Source organism: Promicromonospora panici (assembly GCF_900608595.1).
GTDB lineage: Bacteria > Actinomycetota > Actinomycetes > Actinomycetales > Cellulomonadaceae > Promicromonospora > Promicromonospora panici.
This window is the reverse complement of sequence record NZ_UWYY01000035.1, coordinates 12,400-35,756: the sequence shown is the minus strand read 5'-3', so window position 1 is coordinate 35,756 and position 23,357 is coordinate 12,400. Positions and strand designations below refer to the sequence as shown.

Genomic DNA, 23,357 nt, shown 5'->3' with positions numbered 1-23,357 from the left:
TGCGGCTTAACGTCGTCTCCATGAGCAGACCCGCCAGCGAGCCCCGGCCCTTCACGATCCACGTGCCCGACCAGGTCCTCGCCGACCTGCGCGAGCGGCTCGCGCGCAGCCGGATCCCCGACGACTCGCCCCGGCGTCCGCCGTCGGGCATGAGCGCCGCCTACCTGCGCGAGCTCGTCGACCAGTGGATCAGCTGGGACTGGCGCTCGCGGGAGGCCTGGCTCAACGGGCACCCGCAGTACATCGCCGAGCTGGACGACGTCGACCTGCACTTCGTACACCTGCGCGCGGACGCCGCGGACGCCCCGGCGCTCCTGGTGCTGCACGGCTGGCCGCACACGTTCGCGCTACAGCTCGACTTCGCGGACCTGCTGCCCGACTTCCACGTGGTCGTCGCGAGCCTGCCCGGGTTCGGGTTCTCGTCGCCCTACGCCAGCGGCGAGATGTCGGAGAAGCGGCTGGCCACCACCATGCACGCGCTCATGACGGACGTGCTCGGGTACGAGCGGTACGTCACGTACGGCGAGGACGTCACGGCGAACGTCAGCGACCTGATCGCCGCCAGCTTTCCCGAGCACGTGGCTGGGATCGTAGCGACGCACGCGCACTTCCCCACCGCCGAGGAACGTGCCGCTCTCGACGACCCGGACGTCACCACGTTCTTCGACGGGATCGCCGCACGGCACCAGAGCGAAGGCGCCTACGGCCACGTCCAGGCCACCAGACCCGATACGCTGGCGACCGCGCTCAACGACTCCCCCGCCGGCCTGCTGGCCTGGCTCACGGAGAAGCTCGTCGAGTGGAGCGACACCCCGCCCGGCGATCCGCGAGCGGTGGAGCGGCGTATCTCGCGGGACCGCATCCTCACGGAGGCGACGATCTACTGGGCGACGCAGACGATCGCGTCGTCGTTCCGCTCGTACTACGAGGGCGCCGACCAGCCCGGCCCGATCCCGCCGACCACCGTGCCCGCGGCCGTTCTCATCCAGCGACACGAGGCGACGTACCCCGAGTCGCTCGCGCGCAGCCACTACCTCGGCCTGCGCGTGTTCGACCGCCTCGACGAGGGCGGGCACTTCACGGTCGCGGAGGTGCCGAACGAGATGGCGGTACGTGTACGAGACTTCGTCCGGTCGCTGGAAGGCTGAGCTCAGGGCTGGGGCACGAGCCGGATGACCGGGAACTTGCGGTCGGTGTGGGTCTCGTACTCCTTGGCGTCCGGCCAGTACTCGGCCCAGATGCCGTAGAGCCGCTCCCACTCGGACGACGTCGGACGCACCACCGTGGTGGTCACGCGGAGCGTCTTGGCGCCGAGCTCGATGGTGGCTTCGCCGGGGCCGTCCTCGACGTTCGCCACCCAGGCCGGGTCCTTCGGCGCGCCGCCGAGCGAGCCGCAGATGACGTAGGCGTCGCCGTCGGCCGCGGCCACGAGCGGCGTCACGTACTCCTTGCCGCTGACGCGCCCGACATGGTGCAGCAGCACCAGGCGCTTGCCGGTGAAGTGCCCGCCCATGACGTCGTCACCCAGCACGCCCGACCTGGCCCGGTACGCCTCGATGATCTCGCTGTTCATGTCTGCCATCTCGCCCCCATGCGTCCTGGTCGGCCACGCTGGCCGACCTAAGCGGACTTTACCCCGCTTAGGGGATCGTCGATAGCATCCGGGCATGAGCACACCGCTGATGTGGGGCACGCCACAACCGGAGCGGGCCGACGCGGCCCGCAACCGGCAGCTGCTCCTCGCCACCGCCCGCGAGCTCCTCGCCGAGGCGGGCTCCGACGCCCTCACGATGGACCGGCTGGCCGAACGCTCCGGGCTCGGCAAGGGCACCGTGTTCCGGCGATTCGGTAGCCGGGCCGGGATCTTCCAGGCGGTTCTGGACGACAACGAGCGCACCCTGCAGCAGGAGATCCTCACCGGCCCGCCGCCGCTCGGCCCCGGCGCGCCGCCCGTGGACCGCCTCATCGCCTACGGCTCCGCCCGCATCCGCTTCCTCGCGCAGAACCACGAGATTGCCCGGGCGGCGATCGACGGCCGCAAGCAGGGCGGCCCTCGCCGGCCTCCACTGTCCGAGATCCACATCCGGATCCTGCTGCGAGAGATCGAGCTGCCGCGCGCCGACATCGACCTGCTCGCCGGCCAGCTCACGTTCGCGCTGGAGGGCCCGCTCCTGAACCAGCCCTTCCAGAGCCCCGGGCCGAACAGCCCAGCGCCCACCAAGCGCTTCGAGGCGGGCTGGCGCTACCTGGTCGAGCGCGTCTGCAGCGACGCGGGCGCTCCACCTGCACCTGACGATGCCTGAGGTTGTTCGGGGACCGGGGAGATCGAACGAGGCGCCGCCGGCGGCCAAACGGTCCGACGGTCAGGTGAGGGTCGCGACCGCTACGTCTCCCGCTCGAGTTCCCGCCTGGACGTGCAGGTTCCCGCCTGGTGCCCAGACTCCGGAGCCACCAGAGGTCTCCGCGAACTCCCCGCTCGGCCCTGCGGCGGTCGACAGCACCACCCAGATCCCGTGTGCGGCCGCCCGATCCCGCATGTGCCCATCGCGGCGGGCCGGCGAATCAGGGCTCGCGCCGTAGAGGGTGCTCGCCACGTAGGCGTCCATACCCAGCGCCGCAGTGTCCGCGGCATGTTGCGGCGTAGCGGCATCGAAGCAGATGGCAAGCCCCAGCCTCCACCCGTCGAGGACCATGACCGCCGGCTTCTCGCCCGGGGCGACGGCGACAGTGAGCGGTCCTGGCATGTGGCACTCCAGATCAACGGGCCAGCCGCGGTAGCACCACCCGTGGGAGGGCGACCGCGCCTGCCGGAAATGAACGAGGTCGCCACTCTACGGCGTGGCCGGCGGTCCGCTGAGCAGGACAGTTCTGGGCGTATCGGCGAGAGTCACGCGTGCGTCGGTGCCTCGTGGCGGGCATGCTCGGCGGGCTCGAGCTGAAAGGTCGAGTGCTCCACCGGCACGTCGAACTGGGTGGCGACGCACCGCTGCAGGGCATCGAGGACCGGGGGCGCGTGCCCGTCGCGGAAGCAGACGTCCCGCACCACTACATGCGCGCTGATGATCGGTAGCCCGGTGGCGACGAGGGAGGCGTGCAGGTCATGAACGTCCTCGACGTGGTCCACCTCGAGCAGGCGGGCCCGGACCTGGTCCAGGTCGATGCCGGACGGCGTGGACTCCAGCAGTACGTTCGCCGAGTCGACCAGGAGCCGGACCGCCCGCGGCAGGATCAGCAGCGCGATGACGAGCCCGGCGACGGCGTCGGCCCGCTGCCATCCGGTCGTGGCGATCACGACGGCGGCCACGATCACCGCCACCGACCCGAGCGCGTCGTTCATCACCTCCAGGAAGGCGGCGCGCAGGTTGAGCGACGCCGACCTGCCGCCCGCCAGCACCAGCAGCGCCACGACGTTCCCGGCGAGGCCCACGATGCCGAATACCAGCAGGCCCGGCCCCGGCGCCTCGGCCGGGCCGGCCAGGCGGCTCACGCCCTCGACGACGGCATAGACGCCGACGGCGAGCAGCACGGCGGCCTGGGCGAGCGCGGCCAGCACCTCGGCGCGCCGGAAGCCCCAGGTCCGGCGCGGCGACGGCGGCCGCAGCGCGAGCGACGCGGCGAACAGGGCGATGGCCAGGCCCGCGACGTCGGTGAGCATGTGCGCGGTGTCGACCAGCAGCGCGAGGCTCCCGGTGAGCAGGGCGCCCACGGCCTGGGCCGCGAAGACCGATGCCGTGATCCCGAACGCGACGGCCAGACGCCGCCGACCGCCCTGCGCACCGTGGGCGCCACCGTGCGAGTGTCCGCCGTGGTTGTGGTCAGCCATCGGTGGCTGCCCTGCCGTTACCGACGACGTCGTGGTCGTCATGATCGTGATCGTCGTGACCGTGGTCGTGGGCCAGCTCGCCCTCCCACGCCTCGCGCCCCTCGTGGATGGCGAACGCCGCGATGACGAAGCCGGCCACCGCGTCGACCCAGCCGGCGCCCGTCAGCGCGAAGACGACGAGGCCGAGCAGCGTCGACACGGACAGCAGGACGCAGATCCGGGTCTCGGCGGCGTCGGCCAGGATCAGCGGGTCGGCCAGGGCCACGCCGACACGCCGCTTCGCCTCGGCCAGCAGCGGCATCACGACGAGCGAGGCGACCAGGAGCCCGATCGCGAGCGATGAGCGCTCCGGCGTCTCGCCGGCCACCAGGCTGCGGATGCCCTCGACGGTGACGTACCCGGCCAGCAGGAAGAACGTGATCGCGACGAGCCGGAGGGTGAGCCGCTCCTTGCGCTCGTCAGCCTCGCCGTGCCGCAGCCGCGCGGCCAGGCGCAGGCCCACGAGCACCGCCGCGATCGACTCGATCCCGGAGTCGATGCCGAACCCGATCACCGAGACCAGCCCGGCGAGGACGCCGGCGATGATCGCCACGACACCCTCGACCACGTTGTAGGCGACCGTGAACTGGGCCAGGCGCAGTCCGCGCCGGGTCAGGCGCTCGACCTCCGCGGGATCCGCCCGCCGCGACGTCGCCTGCCCCGCCCCGCTCACGACGCGAGCCCGGCGGGCACGGAAGTGTGCATCGCGGAACCGTCGACCCCGTACACCGGGCACAGCGCCACGGCGTCGCCGGTCAGCGAGAGCAGCCGCTCGGCGGACTCCAGCACCGCGAGCGTCGCCTCCGGATGGGTCAGCGAGAACATCGACGCCCGGCCCTCGGGCCGCGACTCGACCAGCCCGCAGTCGCGCAGGCAAGCGAGGTGCTTGGAGACCGTCGACTGCGCCAGGCCCAGGTGCCCGGTCAAGTCCACCACGCGGTGCTCACCGAGCGCGAGGTGCCGCAGGATCGCGAGCCGCGAGGGGTCCGAGAACCCGTGGAACAGACAGGCGGCCACGGCCATCGCCGCAGCCTCGTCGGGGACTGTATCGCTACCCGCCTCTATCATCGCCATCTGGCGATGCTAACAGCCGCTCCGCCCCGACGCCACGACCCCTTGCTTGTGAGCGCAACGGTTGCGCCTACCTGCCGGTTTTAGGCGCAACGGTCACGCCCACAACCAAGGCAGGTGCGTTACTCAGTCGTGCGGGCGCGCCACGCCGCCGACGTCGCGTCCAGCACCTGCGTCCACGGCGTCGGCCGGACGCCGAGCACGTTGCTGGTGTCGGACCCGTCGGCGACGAACGGCCGGTCGAACTGGTACAGCACGCCCAGCGCAGCCCGCACCACCGGCAGGGCGAGGCCGCCGGTGCGCAGCGCGACCCGCGGCACGCGCCGCAGCCGAGGTTCGCCCGTCCCGGCCCGGGTGCCCAGCTCGCGCAGCACCTCGCGGACGGTCGCCGGCGGGTTCGACGGCACGAGCCACGGCGAGCCCCAGGCCCGGTCGTCGGCGCCGAGCGCGATGAGGGTCGCGACGACGTCGTCGACGGCGGTCCAGGTGTGCGGCTGGTCCGGGTCCGCCACGACGAACGCCGGCTTCCCGGCGAGGGTGGCGGCCGCGTACATCGGCAGCAGCCCGTGCGAGTCGGGCACGGACGGCCCGATGTAGTCGGAGGCACGCGCCTCCGTGACCCGCACGCGGCCGGCCCGGTGCGCGGCGAGCGCGTCCTGCCACATCCGGGCCCGGACCTCGCCCAGGGGGCCCGACGGCGCGAGCGCCCGGTCCCGCGTCATCGGACCATCCACCGGGCCGTAACCGTAGAGGTTCCCGAGGGTGACGAGCACCGCGCCCGACGTCTCGGCCGCGTGCAGCACCGAGGCCGCCAGCGGCGGCCATCCGCGCTCCCACTCCAGGTAGGGCCCGGGGTTCGCGCAGTTGTACAGCACGCCGACGCCGCGCGCGGCGTCCGCGAGCGCCGTCGCGTCGGTCGCGTCGAGGGCAATCCGCTCGACGCGGGGAAGCTCGGGTCCGCCACCGGAGCGGGTCACGACGCGGACGGTGCGGCCGGCCTGCGAGAGCCGGGACGCGAGGGCGGTGCCGACGGGGCCTGCGCCGACGACGAGATGCGTGGTCATGGGCTCAGAGTGCCATCCATATTCGTCATACAGGTTCGTTATTTGTATGCTCACTTGCACACCCCTCGCAAAGGAGCGTCATGCCCTACCAGCCCGCCTACCAGCCCGACGCCATCCGGACCGTGCGGCTCTCGACCGCTACGCTTCCGCTGGCCACCGCCATCTCCGACGCCAAGGTCTTCACCGGCCGCCAGAAGCCCATGACCGAGGTCGTCTTCCTCTTCGCGGAGATCACCACGGAGCAGGGATTCGAGGGCGTCGGGTTCTCCTACTCCAAGCGCGCCGGCGGTCCCGCCCAGTACGCGCACGCCAAGGAGGTGGCGCAGACCGCCGTCGGCGAGGACCCCAACGACATCGCCAAGCTCTACACGAAGCTGGTGTGGGCGGGCGCGTCGGTGGGCCGTTCGGGATTGGCGACCCAGGCGCTGGCCGCCATCGACATCGCCCTGTACGACCTCAAGGCCAAGCGCGCGGGCCTGCCCCTGGCCAAGCTGCTCGGCGCCCACCGCGACTCCGTGCGCACGTACAACACCTCGGGCGGCTTCCTGAACGCGAGCATCGAGGAGGTGAAGGAGCGCGCGAGCCGGTCGATCACCGAGGGCATCGGCGGCATCAAGATCAAGGTCGGCCTGCCCGACGCCACCCGCGACCTCGCCCGCGTCGCCGCCGTCCGGGAGCACATCGGCCCCGACGTCCCGCTCATGGTCGACGCGAACCAGCAGTGGGACCGCGGCACCGCCCTGCGCATGGGCCGGCGCCTGGAGGAGTTCGACCTGGTCTGGATCGAGGAGCCGCTGGACGCGTACGACGCCGAGGGCCACGCCGCCCTCGCCGCCGCGCTGGACACGCCGGTCGCCACGGGCGAGATGCTCGCGTCGGTCGCGGAGCACGAGCGGCTCATCGCCACCCGCGCGTGCGACGTCATCCAGCCGGACGCACCGCGCGTGGGCGGCATCACACAGTTCCTGCGCCTGCTCACGCTCGCCGACCAGGCCGGCCTGGACCTCGCGCCGCACTTCGCGATGGAGATCCACCTGCACCTGGCCGCCACGTACCCGCGCGAGCCCTGGGTGGAGCACTTCGACTGGCTCGACCCGCTGTTCAACGAGCGGCTGGAGACGAAGGACGGCCGCATGCTCGTCCCGGACCGCCCAGGCCTCGGCGTCACCCTCAGCGACCAGGCCCGCGCCTGGACCACGGACACGGCCACCTTCACGCACTGAACTTCCTTGCTGTGGGCGCGAACATTGCGCCTAAGACGGGCGGGAGGTCGCAAGGATCACGCCCACAACAAGGAGCGGATGGAAGCATGAGGACATGGCCCAGACCCTGAGCGGCACCCTGGTGGATACGCTGCGGACCCGCATCGTCAACGGCGAGATCGCGCCGGGCGAGAAGCTGCCCAGCGAGCCGCGGCTCGCCACCGAGCACGGGGTCAGCCGAACGGTCGTCCGCGAGGCGATCGGCCGCCTGAATCTCGAGGGCCTGGTCCACACGCGGCGCGGCAGCGGCAGCTACGCGCTCACTCCCCCGGCCGCCGACGCCGACGGCGGCGCCCGGCCGCTGGCCCGCTCGCTGGAGGACCGGCTCGCGCTGGTCGAATACCGCCTGGCGCTGGAAACCGAGGCCGCCGCACTCGCCGCCACCCGGCGCACGCCGACGCAGCTCGCGGCGCTGGCGGACCGGCTCGACTTACTGGCGGCGTCCGACGGCCATCCGGCCACCGCCATGCAGCACGACTTCGCGTTCCACCGGCTGGTGGCCGAGTCGGCCGCCAACCGGTTCCTGCTGGAGTCCCTGGACCGGCTGGGCCCCCAGATGATCGCCATGCCGCGCGGCCGGCTGGACCGGCACGACGGCGGCCGCTTCGCCGCCGTCGTGCAGGAGCACCGCGCCGTGCTCGCGGCGCTGGAGGCCCGAGACCCGCTAGCCGCTTCCGCGGCGATGCGGGTTCACCTGGCGGGCTCGCGCCGCCGCCTCCTCCAGGAGTCCGGCCACCCCACCGCCCCCTGACCCGCGCCCCACGCCCGCCGGCCGCCAGCCGCCAGCGACAGCCCCAACCGGTCAGCGCGGCGGCTTGACCGCCAGCACCGGGTGCTCCGCCTGCAGCAGGATGCGCTGCGCCACCGAGCCCATGATGAACTTGCCCACCGTGCTGCGCCGTCGCAGGCCGATCACGATCAGCGAGGCGTCGTGCTGCTCGGCCAGGTCGAGGATCTCGTCGGTGAAGTCGTCGCGGTGCGTGCCGCGCACCACTTCCGCCCGCACGCCGGCATCCTTGGCGGAGGCGAGCACCCGGGAGAGGTCCTCGTCCGAGGCGACCGTAGTCTCCACCAGCGAACCCTCCCGCGCCGAGTTCACGACCAGCAGGTCCTCGCCCCGCAGTCCGGCCTCGGTGATCGCCGCCTGTGCGGCGGCCTCCCCCGCGGGAGTGGGGACGTAGCCCACGACGATGCTCATACTGACTCTTCCTCTCGGTTCTGCACGGACCCACCAGACGCCGACCCCGACCCAGACCCCGCCGTCCGCCGCCCCCGGACCGACCGGACCAGGGGCAGCACCGCCACCACCACGAACGCCACCAGCAGCGTCGCGGAGATCGGGCGGGTGAAGAAGCCGGCCGCGGAGCCGTCGAACATCAGCAGCGAGCGCCGCAGGCTGTCCTCCAGCAGCGAGCCCAGCACGAACGCCAGGACGAGCGGCCCGGGCTCGAAGCCGAACTTCTTCATCAGGTAGCCGATGGCGCCGAAGACGACGACCAGCAGCACGTCGAAGACGGAGTTGTTGATCGTGAAGGCGCCGATCATGGTGATCAGCGCGGTGACGGGGGCGAGGATCGCCGCGCGCACCCGCAGGATGCGGACGAAGAGGCCCACCAGCGGGATCGACATGATCAGCAGCAGCACGTTGCCGATGTACATCGAGTTGACGACGCCCCAGAACAGCTCGGGATGCTCGGTCACGAGCTGCGGGCCGGGCGTGATGCCCTGGATGAGCAGCGCGCCGAACATCAGCGCCATGGTCGCGTTGGCGGGGATGCCGAGGGTGAGCAGCGGGATGAACGAGCTGGTGGCGGCGGCGTTGTTCGCCGTCTCCGGGCCGGCGACGCCCTCGATGGCGCCCTTGCCGAACCGGCTCGGGTCCTTGGCACGCCTCTTCTCTGCGGCATACGCCGCCATGGAGGCGATGGTCGCGCCGCCGCCGGGCAGGATGCCGAGGAAGAACCCGAGCACGGAACCGCGGGTCACGGCGCCGGAGGACTCCCGCAGGTCCTTGCGGGAGGGCCAGGCGTTGGCGACCTTGCCGGGCGCCTGCACCGCGCGGTGCCGCTCCTCCAGGTTGTAGAGGATCTCGCCGAGGCCGAACAGGCCCATGGCGACGGGGACGAAGTCGATGCCGTCGGCCAGGCTCAGGTTGTCGAACGTGAACCGTTCGGCGCCCGTGAACGCGTCGCGCCCGACGGTGGCCAGCAGGAGCCCGATCGTGGCCGCGATGAGCGCCTTGACACGCGCGCCCGACGCGATCGTCGAGACCAGCAGGATGCCCAGGAGGGCGAGGGCCGCGTACTCGGGCGGCCCGAAGTCGAGGGCGAAGCCCGCCACCAGCGGCGCGAGGAACGTCAGACCGATGATGGCGACGGTGCCACCGATGAACGAGCCGACGGCGGCGACGCCGAGCGCCGTCCCCGCGCGCCCCTGGCGGGCGAGCGCGTGCCCGTCCAGGACGGTGACCACGGAGCTGGCCTCACCGGGCAGCCGCAGCAGCACCGAGGTGATGGTGCCGCCGTACTGGGCACCGTAGAAGATCCCGGCGAGCATGATGATCGCGGTGACCGGCTCCACCCCGTAGGTCAGCGGGAGCAGGATGGCGATGGTGGCCGCCGGGCCGAGGCCCGGCAGCACCCCGATGAGCATGCCGATGACCACCCCGACCAGGCAGTACAGGAGGTTCGTCGGTTCCAGCACGACGGCGAAGCCGGCGAGGACGTTCTGCAGCGATTCCACGTGCGATTCCCTTGTGGTGCAGTCTGAGCGGTGCGGTCAGGTCAGAGGAGGTGCGGGACGTTCGTACCGAGCGCCCCGACGAAGACCCCGTAGAGCACTCCCACGACGAGCACCGAGTACAGGACGGCGGAGCGCCAGGACTCCCCGCCGAGAAACCTCATCCAGACGAGGCTCAGCAGCAGCGCGGGGATCTCGAAGCCGATCACGGGCAGCAGCGCCACGAGCCCGAGCAGGGTCGCGAGGCCGGCCAGCGAGAGCCACGAGTACCGGGAGAACTTCTCACCGTCGCCGCCGCGGCGTCCGACGAGCAGCTGGGCGAGCGACAGCACCACCATGGCGACGCTGATCGCCAGCGGCCAGAGCCCCGCACCCGGCTGCGCGGGTGTGCCCAGGCCCAGCGCCGTCGCCCCCACCACGCCGGCCACGCCGACGCCGGTCGTCACCACGCAGGCGGCGAGGTTCGCCACCGGGCCGGCGGACGGCGGCGCGTCGTCAGCCAGTGCGCCGGCCGGGCCGGCCGGATCGACAGCTGTGCTCTCCACGACCGCTCAGCCTTCCGCGAGGTTGATGTCGTACTCCTCGGTGAGCGCCCGGTACTTCTCGCCGAGCTCGGTCCACTCCGTGGTGACCTCGTCGCCCGAGATCTCGTGCGGCGTGAAGAGGTTGTTCTCGTTGAACTCCTTGTAGGCGTCCGTCGCGATGGTGGCGTCGATCGACTCGATCAGCCGGGCCTTGACGTCCTCGGGCAGGCCCTTGGGCGCGGCGACCGCGCGGTACTGCGAGACGGGCACGTCGTAGCCCTCCTCGACCGCGGTCGGCACGTCGGGCAGGAACTGGTTCCGCTCGGCGGAGAACGCCAGCAGCGGCACCACGTTCCCGGCGTCGATCTGCGGCTTGGCCTCACCGAGCTGCACGGTGGCCACCTGCACCTGGTCGCCGACGACGGCGGTGAGCGCGGGCGAGCCGGAGTCGAACGGGACGGCGGTGCCGTCGATCTCGGCCTGCTTGAACAGCACGGCCTGCGCGAGCTGCGAGCCGGTGCCCACACCGGTGGTGCCGTACTTGATCTCGCCGGACGCGTCCTTGAGGTCGTCGAGGGTCTCGAAACCGGACTCCGGGCTGGCGATCAGCACGTAGTCGTCCTGGGAGAGGCCCTTGAGCACGTCGAGGTCGGCGATGTCCACCGCCTCGTCCTCGGACACCGCCAGGGGCGTGATCGTGATCAGGGACGCGTTGAGAATCACCAGCTCGTACCCGTCGGCGGGCTTGCCCGCCACTTCCTCGGTGGCCAGGGCGCCGTTGGCCCCCGCCCGGTTCACGACGGGCACCGCCACCCCGAGGTCCTCGGCCATGCCCTCGGCCACGGCGCGGGCGATCACGTCGGTGGAGCCGCCGGCCTCCGCACCCACCGAGATGGTCACGGGGCCGGTCGGGAAGTCAGCGCCCTCGCCGCCGCCCGCGGCGCCCACGTTCCCGCCGCACGCGGCAAGGGTCAGCGCGGCGCCGGCGGCGGTCGCACCCAGCAGGGCCCGGCGGATGCGCGGGCTTCTGCGCGAAAGAGTTGTCATCACAGCTCTCCTCATTGAGATTCTGAACAGGGGATCCCGGTCGGGCGTTGAGCATAGGAACGCCATACGATGCCTGTCTAAGCCTCTTACTGCATTGCTTGATTCTCGGAAGGCATCGTGTACACCCTCGACCAGGTCCGCTGCTTCCTGGCAGTGGCGGAAGAACTGCACTTCGGCCGCGCCGCCGCGCGGCTCAACATGACCCAGCCACCACTGAGCCGGCAGGTCCAGAAGCTCGAGCGCGCCGTCGGCGTCGCGCTCCTGGAGCGGGACAACCGGCACGTCGAGCTGACGACTGCGGGCACCGTGTTCCTGGAGGAGGCCCGGCGTCTGCTCACCGCCGCCGACGCCGCCCCGGCCCTGGCCCGGCGGATCGCCGCGGGCCGGGCCGGCGTCCTGCGCCTCGGGTTCACCGCCGCCTCGGGGTTCAGCCTCCTGGGCACGCTCGTCCAGGAGATCGCCGAGTTCATGCCCGACGTCGACCTCGATCTCCGGGAGCTCGTCACGATCGAGCAGATCGAGGCGATCCGCCGGGGCGAGCTCGACCTGGCGCTCGGCCGTCCCCCGTTCGACCAGGAGAGCTTCGACTCACGGCTCCTGCTGTCCGAGGACCTCGTCCTCGCCGTCCCGCACGGGCACCCGCTCACCCGGCTGGACCGGCCGGTGGTCGTCGCCGACCTGCGCGAGCAGCCGCTGATCGGGCATCACCCGACCAAGGCGCGCTACTTCTACGACATGGTGGTCCGGTACATCACCGTCGAGCACGCCAACGTCGTGCACGTGGTCAGCCAGATCCTGACGATGTGCTCGCTGGTCGCCGCCGGACGCGGCGTGGCGTTCGTCCCCGAGTCGGCCCGCCTGCTGGGGCTGCCCGGCGTGACGTTCCTCGAGCTCGGCGACGTACCGCACGGCGTCGTCGAGCTGCACGCCATCTGGGACCGGACGTCCAAGAACCCGGCCCTCCACAACTTCCTGACCTTCCTGCACCCGGTCCACGACTAGCCCGTTGGGTGCTGGATCTTCGCCCCTCCAGACGCCCGGAACGGGGCGAAAATCCAGCACTCAGCGAAGGGGTGATGCTGGTCAAGTATGAATCGATGCACGATTGGGCTTGGACAGGCATCGTGGGCGGTTCCTACGGTGGCGGCGAACCGTAGCCGTATCCAGCACGCCATCGCCGACGTCTGTCACAGGAGGGGCCACCTTGGCCACGTACGCACCCCAGGAGCTCGCCGTCGCCCTCAAGGACGGGCTGCTGTCCTTCCCCGTCACCCCGTTCGCCGGGGACGGGGAGATCGACGAGCAGCGCTACCGCGAGCACATCGACTGGCAGTCGAGCTTCCAGATCGGCGGCCTGTTCGCCGCGGGTGGCACAGGCGAGGGCTTCAGCCTGACACCCGAGGAGTCGGCCCGCGTGGTCCGGCTCGCCGTCGAGGCCGCCGCCGGGCGCACCCCGGTGCTCGGCAGCGCGGGCGGCAACACCGCCCAGGCGATCCAGAACGCGCGCGCCGCGGAGGCCGCCGGCGCCGAGGGGCTCCTGCTGCTGCCCCCGTACCTCACCGAGGCGGACCAGGACGGCCTGCTGGAGCACGCCTCCGCCATCTGCGCCGCCACGAGCCTCGGGGTGATCGTCTACAACCGCGGCAACGCCGTCTACTCCGCACAGACCGTGGCCCGGCTGGCCGAGCGGCACCCCAACTTCATCGGGTTCAAGGACGCGCTGGGCGACATCGAGCAGCTCACCCGCGTCTACGCCGCCAACGGCGACCGGCTGTTCTATCTGGGCGGGCTGCCCACCGCGGAGACCTTCGCGCTGCCGCTGCTGCAGCTCGGCATGAGCACCTACTCCTCGGCGATGTACAACTTCGTGCCCGAGTTCGCCCTGGCGTTCTACCGTGACGTGCGCAGCATGAACCACGCGGCGGTCACGGAGAAGCTCAACCAGTTCGTGCTGCCCTACGTCGACATCCGCGACCGGGCCAAGGGTTACGGGGTGTCCATCGTCAAGGGCGGCATGAAGGCGATCGGCCGCGACATGGGCAGCGTCCGGCCGCCCCTGCAGGACCTCACCACCCAGGACCTCGCGGACCTCGGCGCACTGCTCGACGCGGCAGGGGCGCGCCCGGCGGACGACGCCGGCGCGGCCGCGCTGGCCGGCTGACCCACGCACGTTCGACAAGGAGACACGCCATGACCACTGAGCCGACCACCCAGCTCACCGGCCACTCGATAGTCGCCGGCTCGCCCCTCGTCGGCGCGGCGGGCACGCTCGCCGGGCAGGACCCGGCCACCGCCGAGGCCCTCGAACCCGCCTACTCGCTCCTCGACGACGCGCAGGTCGCCCAGGCGACGGCCGCCGCGCAGGACGCGTTCGCTTCGTTCTCCGCGCTCGCACCCGAGCCTCACGCGCAGTTCCTCGAGCAGGCCGCGGCGAACATCGACGCCCTGGGGCCCGACGTCGTCGCGCGCGCCATGCGCGAGACCGGCCTCCCGGCGGCTCGCCTGAAGGGCGAGCTCGCCCGCACCACCGGTCAGCTGCGGCTGTTCGCGCAGGTGGTGCGGCAGGGCGACCACCGCGGCGTGCGGATCGACCCGGCTCTGCCCGACCGCGCTCCACTGCCCCGTGTCGACATCCGTCAGCGCAAGGTGCCCCTCGGGCCCGTCGCGGTGTTCGGCGCGAGCAACTTCCCGCTCGCCTTCTCCACCGCGGGCGGCGATACGGCTTCGGCGCTGGCGGCGGGCTGCCCCGTGGTCGTCAAGGCGCACAACGCGCACCCGGGCACGGCAGAGCTCGTGGGCCGTGCGGTGGCCGACGCCGTCGCGCAGTGCGGCCTGCACCCCGGCGTGTTCTCCCTGGTCTACGGGCCGGGCAACGCCGTGGGCCAGGCCCTCGTGTCCGACCCCGCCATCCAGGCGGTCGGCTTCACCGGCTCGCGCGGCGGCGGCCTCGCGCTGGTCGCGGCGGCCGCCGCACGCACCGTGCCCATCCCGGTCTACGCCGAGATGAGCTCGATCAACCCCACGATCCTGCTCGACGGCGCCCTGGCCGGCGACGTCGACACCCTCGCCGCGGCGTACCTCACGTCGGTCACGGGCTCGTCGGGCCAGCTCTGCACCGCGCCCGGGCTCGTGTTCGTGCCGGACGGCGCACGCGGCGACGCGTTCGTGGAGGCCACCGGGCGCGCCGCCGCTGCCGCCGCCGGGCAGACCATGCTCACCGCCGGCATCGCCGAGGCCTGGCAGGACGGCGTGGACGCGCTGGCCGCCCAGGACGGTGTGCGCCTGGTCGGGGCCGGCTCCCCCGGCGACACCCGCAACGCCCCCGCGCCGGCGGTGTTCGCGAGCAGCGTGCCGACCCTGCTGAGCAACCCGGTGCTGCAGGCCGAGATCTTCGGCGCCGCCTCGCTGGTGGTCCGGTACGCGGACGCCGAGGAGCTGCTGGCCGCCGTCGGACGACTGGAGGGGCAGCTCACCGTGACGCTGCACCTGACCGAGGCCGACCGCGAGACGGCCGCGGCGCTGCTGCCCGTCCTGGAGCGCACCGCCGGCCGCATCCTCGCGAACGGCTGGCCGACCGGCGTCGAGGTCGGGCACGCGATGGTGCACGGCGGCCCGTTCCCGGCGACGTCGGACTCCCGCAGCACCTCGGTGGGCACGCTCGCGATCGAGCGGTTCCTGCGCCCCGTGGCCTACCAGAACCTGCCCGAGTACCTGCTGCCCGAGCCGGTCCGGTCCGACAACCCGTGGCACCTGACGCGGCGCGTCGACGGCGTGCTCGACGTCGTGCTCGGCGCGGGCGAGCCGAGCGAAGCCGAGCCCGCCGAGGCCGCCCGGTGAGCACCCACCCCACGATCGCGCGTGTCGAGGTGGTGCCCGTCGCGGGCCACGACTCGATGCTGCTCAACCTGTCCGGCGCGCACGGCCCGTTCTTCACGCGCAACATCGCGATCGTCACCGACTCCGACGGCCGCACCGGGCTCGGCGAGGTACCCGGCGGGGAGAAGATCCGGGCCACCATCGAGGAGGCGGGCCGGATCGTCGTCGGGCAGCCGGTGGCGCGGTACCGCAGCCTGCTGCGCTCCGTCTCGGCAGCATTCGCCGACCGCGACGCGGGTGGCCGCGGCCTGCAGACGTTCGACCTGCGCACCACGGTGCACGCGGTCACGGCCCTGGAGTCCGCGCTGCTGGACCTGCACGGCCAGGACCTCGGTGTGCCCGTGGCCGAGCTGCTCGGCGACGGCGCCCAGCGCGAGTCCGTGCCGATGCTCGGCTACCTCTTCTACGTGGGCGACCCGGGCGCCACCGACCTGCCGTACCTGCGCGGGGACGACGCGTCCGACGCATGGGGCCGGCTACGGCGCGAGCGGGCCATGACGCCCGACGACGTCGTGCGGCTGGCCGAGGCCGCCGCCGCACGGTACGGCTTCACGGACTTCAAGCTCAAGGGCGGCGTCCAGGCCGGCGACCTGGAGGTCGACACCGTGGTCGCGCTCAAGGAGCGGTTCCCCGACGCGCGGATCACGCTCGACCCCAACGGCGGCTGGCCCCTGGCCGAGGCGATCCGGCTCGGCCGGCGCATGCGCGGCGTCGTCGCCTACGCGGAGGACCCGTGCGGCGCGGAGGGCCGGTTCTCCGGCCGGGAGGTGATGGCGGAGTTCCGGCGGGCGACCGGGCTGCCGACCGCGACCAACATGATCGCCACCGACTGGCGCGAGATGGCGCACGCCGTGCGCGCGGGCGCCGTCGACATCCCCCTGGCCGACCCGCACTTCTGGACCATGGCGGGCTCCGTCCGGGTAGCTCAGCTCTGCCACGAGTTCGGGCTGACCTGGGGGTCGCACTCCAACAACCACTTCGACGTCTCGCTGGCCATGTTCACGCACGTGGGCGCCGCGGCGCCCGGCACGATCACCGCGCTCGACACGCACTGGATCTGGCAGGACGGCCAGGGCCTGACGACGGCGCCGCCGCAGATCCGCGACGGCGCGATCGCGGTGCCGACGACGCCCGGGCTCGGCGTCGAGCTCGACCGCGAGCGGCTGGCCGCCGCCCACGAGCTCTACCTGTCCCACGGGCTGGGCGCGCGGGACGACGCCGTGGCCATGCAGTACCTGGTCGAGGGGTGGGAGTTCGACCCGAAGCGGCCGTGCCTGGTCCGGTGACGGGTCTCCGGTAGCGGAGCCTGCGGGCCGGCCCCGTACCGAGGCCGGCCCGGCACCGCCCGGTCAGAGGGCGACGTAGGGCTGCTCGGCTCCGTCGCGCGTGGTGTGGGTGGTCCAGTAGTGCTGAGCGATGGCCGCGGGCTGGGTCTCGGGCCCGCCGCTGCCGATCCAGACGAAGAGCGGGACGTGCGCGACGTACACGCCGGTGCCCTCGGTCGCCTGGTGCAGCTTCAGAGCGTAGCTGCGCAGCGCACCGCTGCCGATGGTCGTGGTGGTGAACTCGGCGGGCCCGGAGAGCGGGTCCTGGGAGGTGCCGCCGGTGGTGTAGAGGATGGTGCCGCTGCCGCGCTCGATCATGGCGGGCAGCACCTGCTCGGTGGCCGCGAGCCCGCCGTAGAGGTAGTAGTCGATCTGCGGCTGGATGTTGGCTCGGTTCGCCTCCAGCGGGGCCGGGTTGCTCAGGCCGGGGACGGGCGTGTGCGGGGCGGGCGAGTACTCCAGGACGTCCACGGCCCCGAAGCGTTCCTTGATCCGGTCGAAGGCCGCGGTGACCGAGGCGGGGTCCATGACGTCGGCGGCGAAGCCCGCGGCCTCGATCCCGGCCTCCTTCAGCTCCGTGGCGAGGGTGTCGAGCTTCTCCTGGGTGCGGGAGACGAGCGCGACGGAGTATCCGTTGTCCCCGAATGCCTTGGCGATGGACAGACCGAGGCCTGGCCCGGCTCCGACGATGGCGATGGTGGGCATGGCGAGCTTCCTTTCGGTGGTGCGCACGGCGAGCTTGGCGCCGCGGGCTTTACTTACTGTTGATGCGGTAACAGACCGGAAGGCCTGTACGCTGCCGTGAAGGCGAACGGGAGGCGGACCAGATGGCGACATCGAGGAGGATCAGCGGGCCGTGCGAGGCATGGCCCGAGGAGAGCGCGTTCATCCGTGAGGTGCTCGACCGGATCGGCGACAAGTGGAGCGTGCTGATCATCAGCACGCTCGGCGCGGAGCCGCTGCGCTACTCCGACCTACAGGCGAGCATCCCCGGGATCTCGCAGCGGATGCTCACCGTGACCCTGAAGGCCCTGGAGCGGGACGGACTGCTGACCCGCACCGCCTACCCGGAGGTGCCGCCTCGCGTCGAGTACGCCCTGACGAGCCTCGGCCGGTCGCTGGTGGACGCCGTGATGACGCTCGCGGGCTGGGCGGCCGCGCATCACGAGGACGTCGCCGCCAGTCGGCGTGACCACGAGCTGACCGGGGTCGGCCGCAAGAAGTCGGCCCGCGCCGTCTAGGCCCGCTCGCGCCGACGGTGTTGTCCTGCTCATCCCTCTCACCTCACTACTAGTGCGTAACCACATGGTGAGTGTGTTTTCGGAGCTCTACAAAAGGCACATCAAGGTGCGTGTGTGTCGGGTCCGAATGCATCCGCCTCAGGGCGGTTCGCGATTCCGTTCAGGAGGTTGTTCACCAGGGCGTCGGCGAAGGCCTCGGTGACGGGCTCGTCCGGGATGAGGAGCCGGTGGTAGACGGCTCCCCAGAGCTGGTCCACCACGACCTGCATGTCGACGTCGTCCCTGAGCTGCCCCTGCTCCTGGGCGCGCCGCAGCCGCTGCCCCGCCAGGGCCCGGCGCTCGGCGGAGTACAGGGACCGATACGCGGCCGCGAGCTCCTTGTCCGTCTGGGACTCGCCGATCAGCTCCGTGAGGACGCGGCCGCCCGGGGTGGTGGTCATCAGCCGGACGAAGGCGTGGAGCTGCTCCAGCAGGTCCGCGCGGATGTCGCCCGTGTCCGGGAAGGCGAGGGTCTCCTGGACTGCGTGGAAGTAGCCGTCGAGCGCGAGCGCCCCCTTGGAGGGCCACCACTTGTACAGGGTCGTCTTGCTGACGCCGGCCAGGCGCGCGGCCCGCTCGAACGTCAGGTCGGCGATCCCCTCGCTGAGCAGCACCTCGCCGACGGCGCGCAGCACGTCGCCGCGCACCTCGTCGGCAGGACGGCGCCCGCGGCCCCGGGTTCGCGCGCCCGGCTCGTCGACGGCGGCCGCCGTCCGCTGGTTCTCCACGTTGGTCTCCTCCTGGATCCGTGGTGCCGGATCCTACTGGCGCACCGTGAGCAGATCGTCCAGGCCCACGCGGGCGAGGAACTCGCGGCGCGTCCGGTCGGCGAGGTCGGAGACCGCCTCGGACCCGTCGTCCGCCGGGTCGATGTGCACCCGGTACGGCCGCTGCCCCGCCGGCAGGGCGACGATGCGCGTGATCTCGTCGGACACCAGCGAGGCGTCCGCGCCCTCGGGGGCCAGCGCCGCGAGCTTCTCGGCGACCTGGCCCATCAGACCGGCGTACCGGGTCTCGTAGGCGGCCTCCACGTCGGCGTCGGCCGGGTGGCCGGCGTGCGCGAAATGGTTGGTGCCGCTCGTGAAGGAGCCGGGCACCACTATCGAGGTCTCGACGCCCCAGCGAGCCAGCTCGGCGGCGTACGACACCGCGAGCGAGTCCATGCCCGCCTTGGCCGCGAAGTAGGGGGCGAGGTACGGCGGGGTGCCGCCCTTGACGCTGGAGCTGGACACCCAGATCACGAGCCCCGCACCATGCTCGCGCATACCGGGCAGGACCGCCCGGTTCACGCGCTGGGTGGACAGGACGTTGACGTCGTACAGCTCGGCGAGCTGCTCCGGCGTGAACGCCTCGGCCGGTCCGACGACCATGTGGCCGGCGTTGTGGATCAGCACGTCGATGCGGCCGTGCTCGGCCTGGATCCGGGCCACCGCGGCGTCGACCGATGTCTGGGAGTTGACGTCGAGCTCGATGGCGCGCAGGTCCACGCCGTGCTCCTCGGCGTAGGCCCGGGCGGCCCCGACCCGTGGCGCATTGCGGCCCTCGGTCTCGCGCATGCCCGCGTAGACGGTGTCGCCGGCGTCGGCCAGGGCACGGGCCGTGAGAGCGCCGAAGCCCGAGGAGGCTCCGGTGATGACGATGACGTTGCTCATGACGATTCCTTCTTCCTGATGTGTCTGCTGCTCGTGATGTGTCTGCTGGTCCGGGTGGTACGCGGAGGGCGCGGGCCGCCGGTCAGGCGATGCCGCCGTTGACGTAGACGGTCTGCCCGTTGACCCAGCGGGCGGGCCCTGCCAGGAACGCGACCGTCTCGGCGACGTCGTCCGGGGTGCCGAGCCGCTCCAGCGGCGCGAGCCCCGCGAGGGTCTTGATGGTCTGCTCGTCCTTGCCGTCCAGGAACAGCGGGGTGGCCGTCGGGCCGGGCGCGACGGCGTTGACGGTGATGTCCTTGCCCCGCAGCTCGCGCGCGAGCACCAGGGTCAGTGCCTCGACGGCGGCCTTGGACGCCGCGTAGGGCGCGTAGGTGGGGTGCTGCAGGCGGGTCTGGCTCGTCGAGAAGCCGATGATCGCGCCGCCCGCCCGGACCCGGCGGGCCGCCTGCTGCGCGACGACGAACGAGCCACGGATGTTGGTGCGGTGCATGCGGTCGAGGTCGGCCAGGTCGAAGCTCGCAACCGGGCCGAGGACCATGATCCCCGCCGTGTTCACCACGACGTCGATCCCGCCGAACGCGGCCTCCGTCGCGTCGAACGCGGCCGCCATCGCCTCCTCGTCGGCGACGTCCCCGCCGACGGCGATCGCCTGGCCGCCCGCAGCGGTGACGCTCGCGACGACCTCCTCGGCCCTGGCCTGGTTGCCCGCGTAGTGCACGGCGACGGCGAAGCCGTCCGCCGCGAGCCGCTCGACGACGGTGCGGCCGATGCCGCCCGTCCCGCCGGTGACGAGGGCGACGCGAGAGGTGCTGGTGCTGGTGCTCATGATGTGCTCCCGAGGTCTTGATGTGGACTGTGCGTTCATATAACCACAGATGTGAACGTCGCGTCCATATCCTTGTGGGGGTGATCTCATGACGCGGCGTCCGCGTGACTACTTGCGGGTCAGCCGCCGAGCGCCTCGACGGCGACCGCCGTGACCTCCGCGAGGAGGGCGTCGTCGGGCTCGGCCTCGGGGTCCTTCGTCTGGGTGAGTACCGCCAGCACGACCGGCTCGCGGCCGGGCGGCCAGACGATGCCGATGTCGTTCCTGCCACCGCGCCCGGAGGTGCCGGTCTTGTCGCCCACCACCCAGCCCTCCGGCACGCCGGCGCGGATCGTCTCCATGCCGGTGACGCTGCCGCGCAGGGCCTCGACGAAGGTCGCCCTGACCTCGTCGTCGAGCACGTCACCGAGTCCGTAGGCGCGCAGGTCGTGCGCGAGCGCCCGGGGCGTGCTGGTGTCACGCACGTCACCGGCGACGACATCGTTCAGCTCGGGCTCATAGCGCGCGGGCCTCGTGGTCTCGTCACCGATCGCGCGCAGCGCGCTCTGCAGGCCTGCGGGCCCGCCCAGCGCGTCGAGCAGCAGGTTGCCCGCCGTGTTGTCGCTCTGCTGCACGGCAGCGTCGATGATCTGGTACATCGTCATACCCTCGTCGACGTGCCGCTCGGCCACCGGCGAGTACTCCTGGAGGTCGTCGGCGTCGTAGTTCACGACCCGCGCCAGCTCCTCCGGGCCGCTGCGCTCCAGGACCGCGCCCGCCGCCAACGCCTTGAACGTCGAGGCGTATCCGAAGCGGCGGTCGGCACGGTGGGTCACCTCCGTCTCCGTACCGGTGTCGACGGCGTACAGACCGACGACGGAGTCGTACCTCTCCTCGAGGCGGCGGACGGCGGCGCCGACGTCGGCCCGCGGCGGCGTCGGGGTCGTGATTGGGGTCGCAGCGGGCGTCGGGGTTGCCGCCGCCCCACTTCCCGCCGCCGGGGTGCTGGGATCCGGGCCCGGTCCGGCGCCGTCCACGGTACAGGCGGTCAGGGACAGTGCGGCCACGGCCACCAGCGCCGTCAGCCGTGGCAGATTCAGGAAGCTCACACCGACCGACTCTCGTTCACCATGCGTCTGCTGCCAAGGACCGGCCCGGGCGTGGCAGCAGATGCGTGGTCGTTCGGGCCTCGGCCGCGGCCCCGGCCGTCGAACGTAGGAGTAGTCGCGGCGCAGGTGGCCAGAGAGCGGCCAGGCCTACGTTCGGCGGTGGTGCGCCGGGAGCGCGGCAGAGAGAGACGGCGGCCCGGGCACCCCCAGAGTGCCTGGACCGCCGTCGGTCAGATCCCGCGGTCGGTCAGACCGCGGCCGACTCGGCCACCTTCTCCCGGGAGCCGCCGCTGCGCCCGGCGGCCGCGTCGGCGGAGTCGGTGCCCGGGTCGGCGGGGGCGTCGTCGGCCGCACCGCCGTGGGCGGGGTCGACGGCGGTCTCGTCGAACGGGATCCCGCCCGCGAGGACCTGGTTCACGCGCTCGCGGTCGATCTCCTTCGTCCAGGTGCCGATGACCACCGTCGCGACGGCGTTGCCGGTGAAGTTGGTCAGGGCGCGCGCCTCGGACATGAAGCGGTCGATGCCGACGATGATCCCGACGCCGTCGACCAGGTCGGGGCGGTAGGTCTGCAGGCCGCCGGCGAGGGTCGCCAGGCCCGCACCGGTGACGCCGGCCGCGCCCTTGGAGGCGATGATCATGAAGGCGAGCATGCCGATCTGCTCGGGCACGGACAGCGGCGTCCCCATGGCGGACGCGATGAACAGTGACGCCATGGTCAGGTAGATGGCCGTGCCGTCCAGGTTGAACGAGTAGCCGGTCGGCACCGTGATGCCGACGACCGGCTTGGACACGCCGAGGTGCTCCATCTTGGCGATCAGCCGCGGCAGGGCGGCCTCGGACGAGGACGTGCTGACGATCAGCAGGTACTCGCGGGCCAGGTACTTCATGAGCAGGAAGATGTTCACGCCCGACACGAGCTTCAGCACGGTGCCGAGCACGAGGACGATGAACAGGATGCAGGTCACGTAGAACCCGAGCATCAGGGTGCCCAGCTGGACGACGGCGCCCCACCCGGTCTCGCCGACGACGGCGGCGATGGCACCGAACGCGCCGACCGGCGCCACCCACAGGATCATCGTCAGGACGCGGAAGACTATCGACTGGATCAGCCGCACCGCCTCCAGGGCGGGCTTGCCGCGGGCGCCCAGCTGCTGGATGCCGAACCCGACGAGCAGCGCCACGAACAGGGTCTGCAGCACGGACTCGCCGGTCAGCGGCGAGACGAGCGTGGTGGGGATGATGCCGAGCACGAAGTCGACCAGGGACGACGCCTCGCCCTCGGCCTCGTAGGTCGTGCCGGTGACGGACAGGCCCTCGCCCGGGTGCAGAACGTTGCCGACGACCAGGCCGATCACCAGGGCGAACGTGGACATGACGAGGAAGTAGAGCAGCGCGAGGCCGCCCACGCGGCCGACCGTCGCGGCCTTCGCTATGGATCCGATGCCCAGCACGATGGTGCAGAAGATCACCGGGGAGATCATCATCTTGATCAGGTCGACGAACCCGCTGCCGAGCGGCTTCAGCGCCACTCCGGTCGCGGGCGACGCGAGCCCGACGATGACGCCGGCCACGACGGCCACGATCACCGCGATGTACAGGTAGTGACTCTTGTCGAGCCGGCGGCGCGGGGTGGTCCCGGCGCCGGCGGGCTGCGTTGCCGCCATGGTGTGTTCCTCTCACAACGTTGTGTGGTCAGCGACAAGAGTGCTGGGGACCACGGCGAACCCCACCATTGCGTA

General features: G+C 72.0%; 25 protein-coding genes. 9 read left to right on the top strand and 16 right to left on the bottom strand.

Annotated features, from left to right (window positions below; translation table 11 throughout):
* Positions 1–20: 20 nt before the first annotated feature.
* On the top strand, positions 21–1,148 hold the full coding sequence (locus EW117_RS27870; RefSeq protein ID WP_129789987.1) for an epoxide hydrolase family protein: 1,128 nt from the start codon (positions 21–23) through the stop codon (positions 1,146–1,148).
* A gap of 2 nt (positions 1,149–1,150) precedes the next feature.
* Here the strand turns inward: EW117_RS27870 and EW117_RS27865 are convergent, their stop codons facing one another.
* On the bottom strand, positions 1,151–1,573 hold the full coding sequence (locus tag EW117_RS27865) for a nitroreductase/quinone reductase family protein (protein WP_129789986.1): 423 nt from the start codon (positions 1,571–1,573) through the stop codon (positions 1,151–1,153).
* Positions 1,574–1,667: 94 nt separating this feature from the next.
* On the opposite strand from EW117_RS27865, the gene EW117_RS27860 reads away from it, so the two are divergent.
* Positions 1,668–2,303 carry a TetR/AcrR family transcriptional regulator gene (locus EW117_RS27860; RefSeq protein ID WP_129789985.1) on the top strand — a complete coding sequence of 212 codons (636 nt, stop codon included), beginning with the start codon at positions 1,668–1,670 and terminating at the stop codon, positions 2,301–2,303.
* A 60-nt stretch (positions 2,304–2,363) separates the two neighbouring features.
* On the opposite strand, the gene EW117_RS27855 is transcribed toward EW117_RS27860, so the two are convergent.
* From EW117_RS27855 to EW117_RS27835, 5 genes are all read right to left on the bottom strand, one after another.
* Positions 2,364–2,744 (bottom strand): nitrilase-related carbon-nitrogen hydrolase, encoded by a 381-nt coding sequence (locus tag EW117_RS27855; protein WP_129789984.1) that lies wholly within the window; start codon positions 2,742–2,744, stop codon positions 2,364–2,366.
* A gap of 143 nt (positions 2,745–2,887) precedes the next feature.
* Positions 2,888–3,823, bottom strand: coding sequence for a cation diffusion facilitator family transporter (locus EW117_RS27850; RefSeq protein WP_207212104.1), 936 nt, complete (start codon positions 3,821–3,823; stop codon positions 2,888–2,890).
* The gene (locus EW117_RS27845; protein WP_129789983.1) at positions 3,816–4,535 is read right to left on the bottom strand and encodes a cation diffusion facilitator family transporter; all 720 of its coding nucleotides are present in this window, start codon (positions 4,533–4,535) and stop codon (positions 3,816–3,818) included. The genes EW117_RS27850 and EW117_RS27845 overlap by 8 nt, the downstream gene beginning before the upstream one ends.
* Positions 4,532–4,936, bottom strand: a complete 405-nt coding sequence (locus tag EW117_RS27840) for an ArsR/SmtB family transcription factor (RefSeq protein ID WP_207212103.1) — start codon at positions 4,934–4,936, stop codon at positions 4,532–4,534. Before EW117_RS27840 ends, EW117_RS27845 begins: the two co-directional genes overlap by 4 nt.
* A gap of 119 nt (positions 4,937–5,055) precedes the next feature.
* Positions 5,056–5,997, bottom strand: coding sequence for an NAD-dependent epimerase/dehydratase family protein (locus EW117_RS27835; RefSeq protein ID WP_129789982.1), 942 nt, complete (start codon positions 5,995–5,997; stop codon positions 5,056–5,058).
* Between the two features lie 80 nt (positions 5,998–6,077).
* On the opposite strand from EW117_RS27835, the gene EW117_RS27830 reads away from it, so the two are divergent.
* Both EW117_RS27830 and EW117_RS27825 read left to right on the top strand, forming a co-directional pair.
* Positions 6,078–7,220 carry an L-talarate/galactarate dehydratase gene (locus tag EW117_RS27830; RefSeq protein WP_129789981.1) on the top strand — a complete coding sequence of 381 codons (1,143 nt, stop codon included), beginning with the start codon at positions 6,078–6,080 and terminating at the stop codon, positions 7,218–7,220.
* A 94-nt stretch (positions 7,221–7,314) separates the two neighbouring features.
* Positions 7,315–8,010: a FadR/GntR family transcriptional regulator gene (locus tag EW117_RS27825; RefSeq protein ID WP_129789980.1), complete on the top strand. Its 696-nt coding sequence runs from the start codon at positions 7,315–7,317 to the stop codon at positions 8,008–8,010.
* Between the two features lie 51 nt (positions 8,011–8,061).
* Here the strand turns inward: EW117_RS27825 and EW117_RS27820 are convergent, their stop codons facing one another.
* From EW117_RS27820 to EW117_RS27805, 4 genes are read right to left on the bottom strand one after another with little or no spacing between them, the layout of a single operon-like run.
* A complete protein-coding gene (locus EW117_RS27820) occupies positions 8,062–8,457 on the bottom strand; it encodes a universal stress protein (protein ID WP_129789979.1) in 396 nt (131 codons plus the stop codon).
* Positions 8,454–10,001 carry a tripartite tricarboxylate transporter permease gene (locus EW117_RS27815; protein ID WP_129789978.1) on the bottom strand — a complete coding sequence of 516 codons (1,548 nt, stop codon included), beginning with the start codon at positions 9,999–10,001 and terminating at the stop codon, positions 8,454–8,456. Before EW117_RS27815 ends, EW117_RS27820 begins: the two co-directional genes overlap by 4 nt.
* Positions 10,002–10,042: 41 nt before the next feature.
* Positions 10,043–10,543, bottom strand: coding sequence for a tripartite tricarboxylate transporter TctB family protein (locus tag EW117_RS27810; RefSeq protein ID WP_129789977.1), 501 nt, complete (start codon positions 10,541–10,543; stop codon positions 10,043–10,045).
* Positions 10,544–10,549: 6 nt separating this feature from the next.
* Positions 10,550–11,569, bottom strand: a complete 1,020-nt coding sequence (locus tag EW117_RS27805; RefSeq protein ID WP_129789976.1) for a tripartite tricarboxylate transporter substrate binding protein — start codon at positions 11,567–11,569, stop codon at positions 10,550–10,552.
* A gap of 117 nt (positions 11,570–11,686) precedes the next feature.
* Here EW117_RS27805 and EW117_RS27800 point away from each other — a divergent pair, with 117 nt between their 5' ends.
* From EW117_RS27800 to EW117_RS27785, 4 genes are all read left to right on the top strand, one after another.
* The gene (locus EW117_RS27800) at positions 11,687–12,571 is read left to right on the top strand and encodes a LysR family transcriptional regulator (protein ID WP_129789975.1); all 885 of its coding nucleotides are present in this window, start codon (positions 11,687–11,689) and stop codon (positions 12,569–12,571) included.
* Between the two features lie 202 nt (positions 12,572–12,773).
* Positions 12,774–13,730 carry a 5-dehydro-4-deoxyglucarate dehydratase gene (kdgD, locus tag EW117_RS27795; RefSeq protein ID WP_129789974.1) on the top strand — a complete coding sequence of 319 codons (957 nt, stop codon included), beginning with the start codon at positions 12,774–12,776 and terminating at the stop codon, positions 13,728–13,730.
* Between the two features lie 29 nt (positions 13,731–13,759).
* Positions 13,760–15,406, top strand: a complete 1,647-nt coding sequence (locus tag EW117_RS27790; RefSeq protein ID WP_129789973.1) for an aldehyde dehydrogenase (NADP(+)) — start codon at positions 13,760–13,762, stop codon at positions 15,404–15,406.
* Positions 15,403–16,731 (top strand): enolase C-terminal domain-like protein, encoded by a 1,329-nt coding sequence (locus tag EW117_RS27785; RefSeq protein WP_129789972.1) that lies wholly within the window; start codon positions 15,403–15,405, stop codon positions 16,729–16,731. Before EW117_RS27790 ends, EW117_RS27785 begins: the two co-directional genes overlap by 4 nt.
* Positions 16,732–16,794: 63 nt before the next feature.
* Here EW117_RS27785 and EW117_RS27780 read toward each other — a convergent pair whose 3' ends face one another.
* Positions 16,795–17,475 (bottom strand): SDR family NAD(P)-dependent oxidoreductase, encoded by a 681-nt coding sequence (locus EW117_RS27780; RefSeq protein WP_129789971.1) that lies wholly within the window; start codon positions 17,473–17,475, stop codon positions 16,795–16,797.
* 122 nt (positions 17,476–17,597) lie between these two features.
* Here EW117_RS27780 and EW117_RS27775 point away from each other — a divergent pair, with 122 nt between their 5' ends.
* Positions 17,598–18,011: a winged helix-turn-helix transcriptional regulator gene (locus EW117_RS27775; RefSeq protein ID WP_129789970.1), complete on the top strand. Its 414-nt coding sequence runs from the start codon at positions 17,598–17,600 to the stop codon at positions 18,009–18,011.
* A 101-nt stretch (positions 18,012–18,112) separates the two neighbouring features.
* On the opposite strand, the gene EW117_RS27770 is transcribed toward EW117_RS27775, so the two are convergent.
* From EW117_RS27770 to EW117_RS27750, 5 genes are all read right to left on the bottom strand, one after another.
* Positions 18,113–18,778 carry a TetR/AcrR family transcriptional regulator gene (locus EW117_RS27770; RefSeq protein WP_129789969.1) on the bottom strand — a complete coding sequence of 222 codons (666 nt, stop codon included), beginning with the start codon at positions 18,776–18,778 and terminating at the stop codon, positions 18,113–18,115.
* 33 nt (positions 18,779–18,811) lie between these two features.
* Positions 18,812–19,702, bottom strand: a complete 891-nt coding sequence (locus tag EW117_RS27765; RefSeq protein WP_129789968.1) for an SDR family oxidoreductase — start codon at positions 19,700–19,702, stop codon at positions 18,812–18,814.
* 82 nt (positions 19,703–19,784) lie between these two features.
* Positions 19,785–20,528 (bottom strand): SDR family oxidoreductase, encoded by a 744-nt coding sequence (locus EW117_RS27760; protein WP_129789967.1) that lies wholly within the window; start codon positions 20,526–20,528, stop codon positions 19,785–19,787.
* A 119-nt stretch (positions 20,529–20,647) separates the two neighbouring features.
* Positions 20,648–21,616, bottom strand: a complete 969-nt coding sequence (bla, locus tag EW117_RS27755) for a class A beta-lactamase (protein ID WP_129789966.1) — start codon at positions 21,614–21,616, stop codon at positions 20,648–20,650.
* 247 nt (positions 21,617–21,863) lie between these two features.
* On the bottom strand, positions 21,864–23,282 hold the full coding sequence (locus EW117_RS27750; protein WP_129789965.1) for a cation:dicarboxylate symporter family transporter: 1,419 nt from the start codon (positions 23,280–23,282) through the stop codon (positions 21,864–21,866).
* Positions 23,283–23,357: the final 75 nt, after the last annotated feature.

Excerpts from the sequence above, each read along its gene's own strand:
- EW117_RS27825 (WP_129789980.1), top strand. The coding sequence starts at position 7,315 with ATGGCCCAGACCCTGAGCGGCACCCTGGTGGATACGCTGCGGACCCGC.
- EW117_RS27760 (WP_129789967.1), bottom strand. The coding sequence starts at position 20,528 with ATGAGCACCAGCACCAGCACCTCTCGCGTCGCCCTCGTCACCGGCGGG.
- EW117_RS27830 (WP_129789981.1), top strand. The coding sequence starts at position 6,078 with ATGCCCTACCAGCCCGCCTACCAGCCCGACGCCATCCGGACCGTGCGG.
- EW117_RS27835 (WP_129789982.1), bottom strand. The coding sequence starts at position 5,997 with ATGACCACGCATCTCGTCGTCGGCGCAGGCCCCGTCGGCACCGCCCTC.
- EW117_RS27840 (WP_207212103.1), bottom strand. The coding sequence starts at position 4,936 with ATGGCGATGATAGAGGCGGGTAGCGATACAGTCCCCGACGAGGCTGCG.
- EW117_RS27805 (WP_129789976.1), bottom strand. The coding sequence starts at position 11,569 with ATGACAACTCTTTCGCGCAGAAGCCCGCGCATCCGCCGGGCCCTGCTG.
- EW117_RS27765 (WP_129789968.1), bottom strand. The coding sequence starts at position 19,702 with ATGAGCAACGTCATCGTCATCACCGGAGCCTCCTCGGGCTTCGGCGCT.
- EW117_RS27850 (WP_207212104.1), bottom strand. The coding sequence starts at position 3,823 with ATGGCTGACCACAACCACGGCGGACACTCGCACGGTGGCGCCCACGGT.
- EW117_RS27780 (WP_129789971.1), bottom strand. The coding sequence starts at position 17,475 with ATGCCCACCATCGCCATCGTCGGAGCCGGGCCAGGCCTCGGTCTGTCC.
- EW117_RS27855 (WP_129789984.1), bottom strand. The coding sequence starts at position 2,744 with ATGCCAGGACCGCTCACTGTCGCCGTCGCCCCGGGCGAGAAGCCGGCG.
- EW117_RS27775 (WP_129789970.1), top strand. The coding sequence starts at position 17,598 with ATGGCGACATCGAGGAGGATCAGCGGGCCGTGCGAGGCATGGCCCGAG.
- EW117_RS27790 (WP_129789973.1), top strand. The coding sequence starts at position 13,760 with ATGACCACTGAGCCGACCACCCAGCTCACCGGCCACTCGATAGTCGCC.
- EW117_RS27820 (WP_129789979.1), bottom strand. The coding sequence starts at position 8,457 with ATGAGCATCGTCGTGGGCTACGTCCCCACTCCCGCGGGGGAGGCCGCC.
- EW117_RS27750 (WP_129789965.1), bottom strand. The coding sequence starts at position 23,282 with ATGGCGGCAACGCAGCCCGCCGGCGCCGGGACCACCCCGCGCCGCCGG.
- EW117_RS27870 (WP_129789987.1), top strand. The coding sequence starts at position 21 with ATGAGCAGACCCGCCAGCGAGCCCCGGCCCTTCACGATCCACGTGCCC.
- EW117_RS27865 (WP_129789986.1), bottom strand. The coding sequence starts at position 1,573 with ATGAACAGCGAGATCATCGAGGCGTACCGGGCCAGGTCGGGCGTGCTG.
- EW117_RS27860 (WP_129789985.1), top strand. The coding sequence starts at position 1,668 with ATGAGCACACCGCTGATGTGGGGCACGCCACAACCGGAGCGGGCCGAC.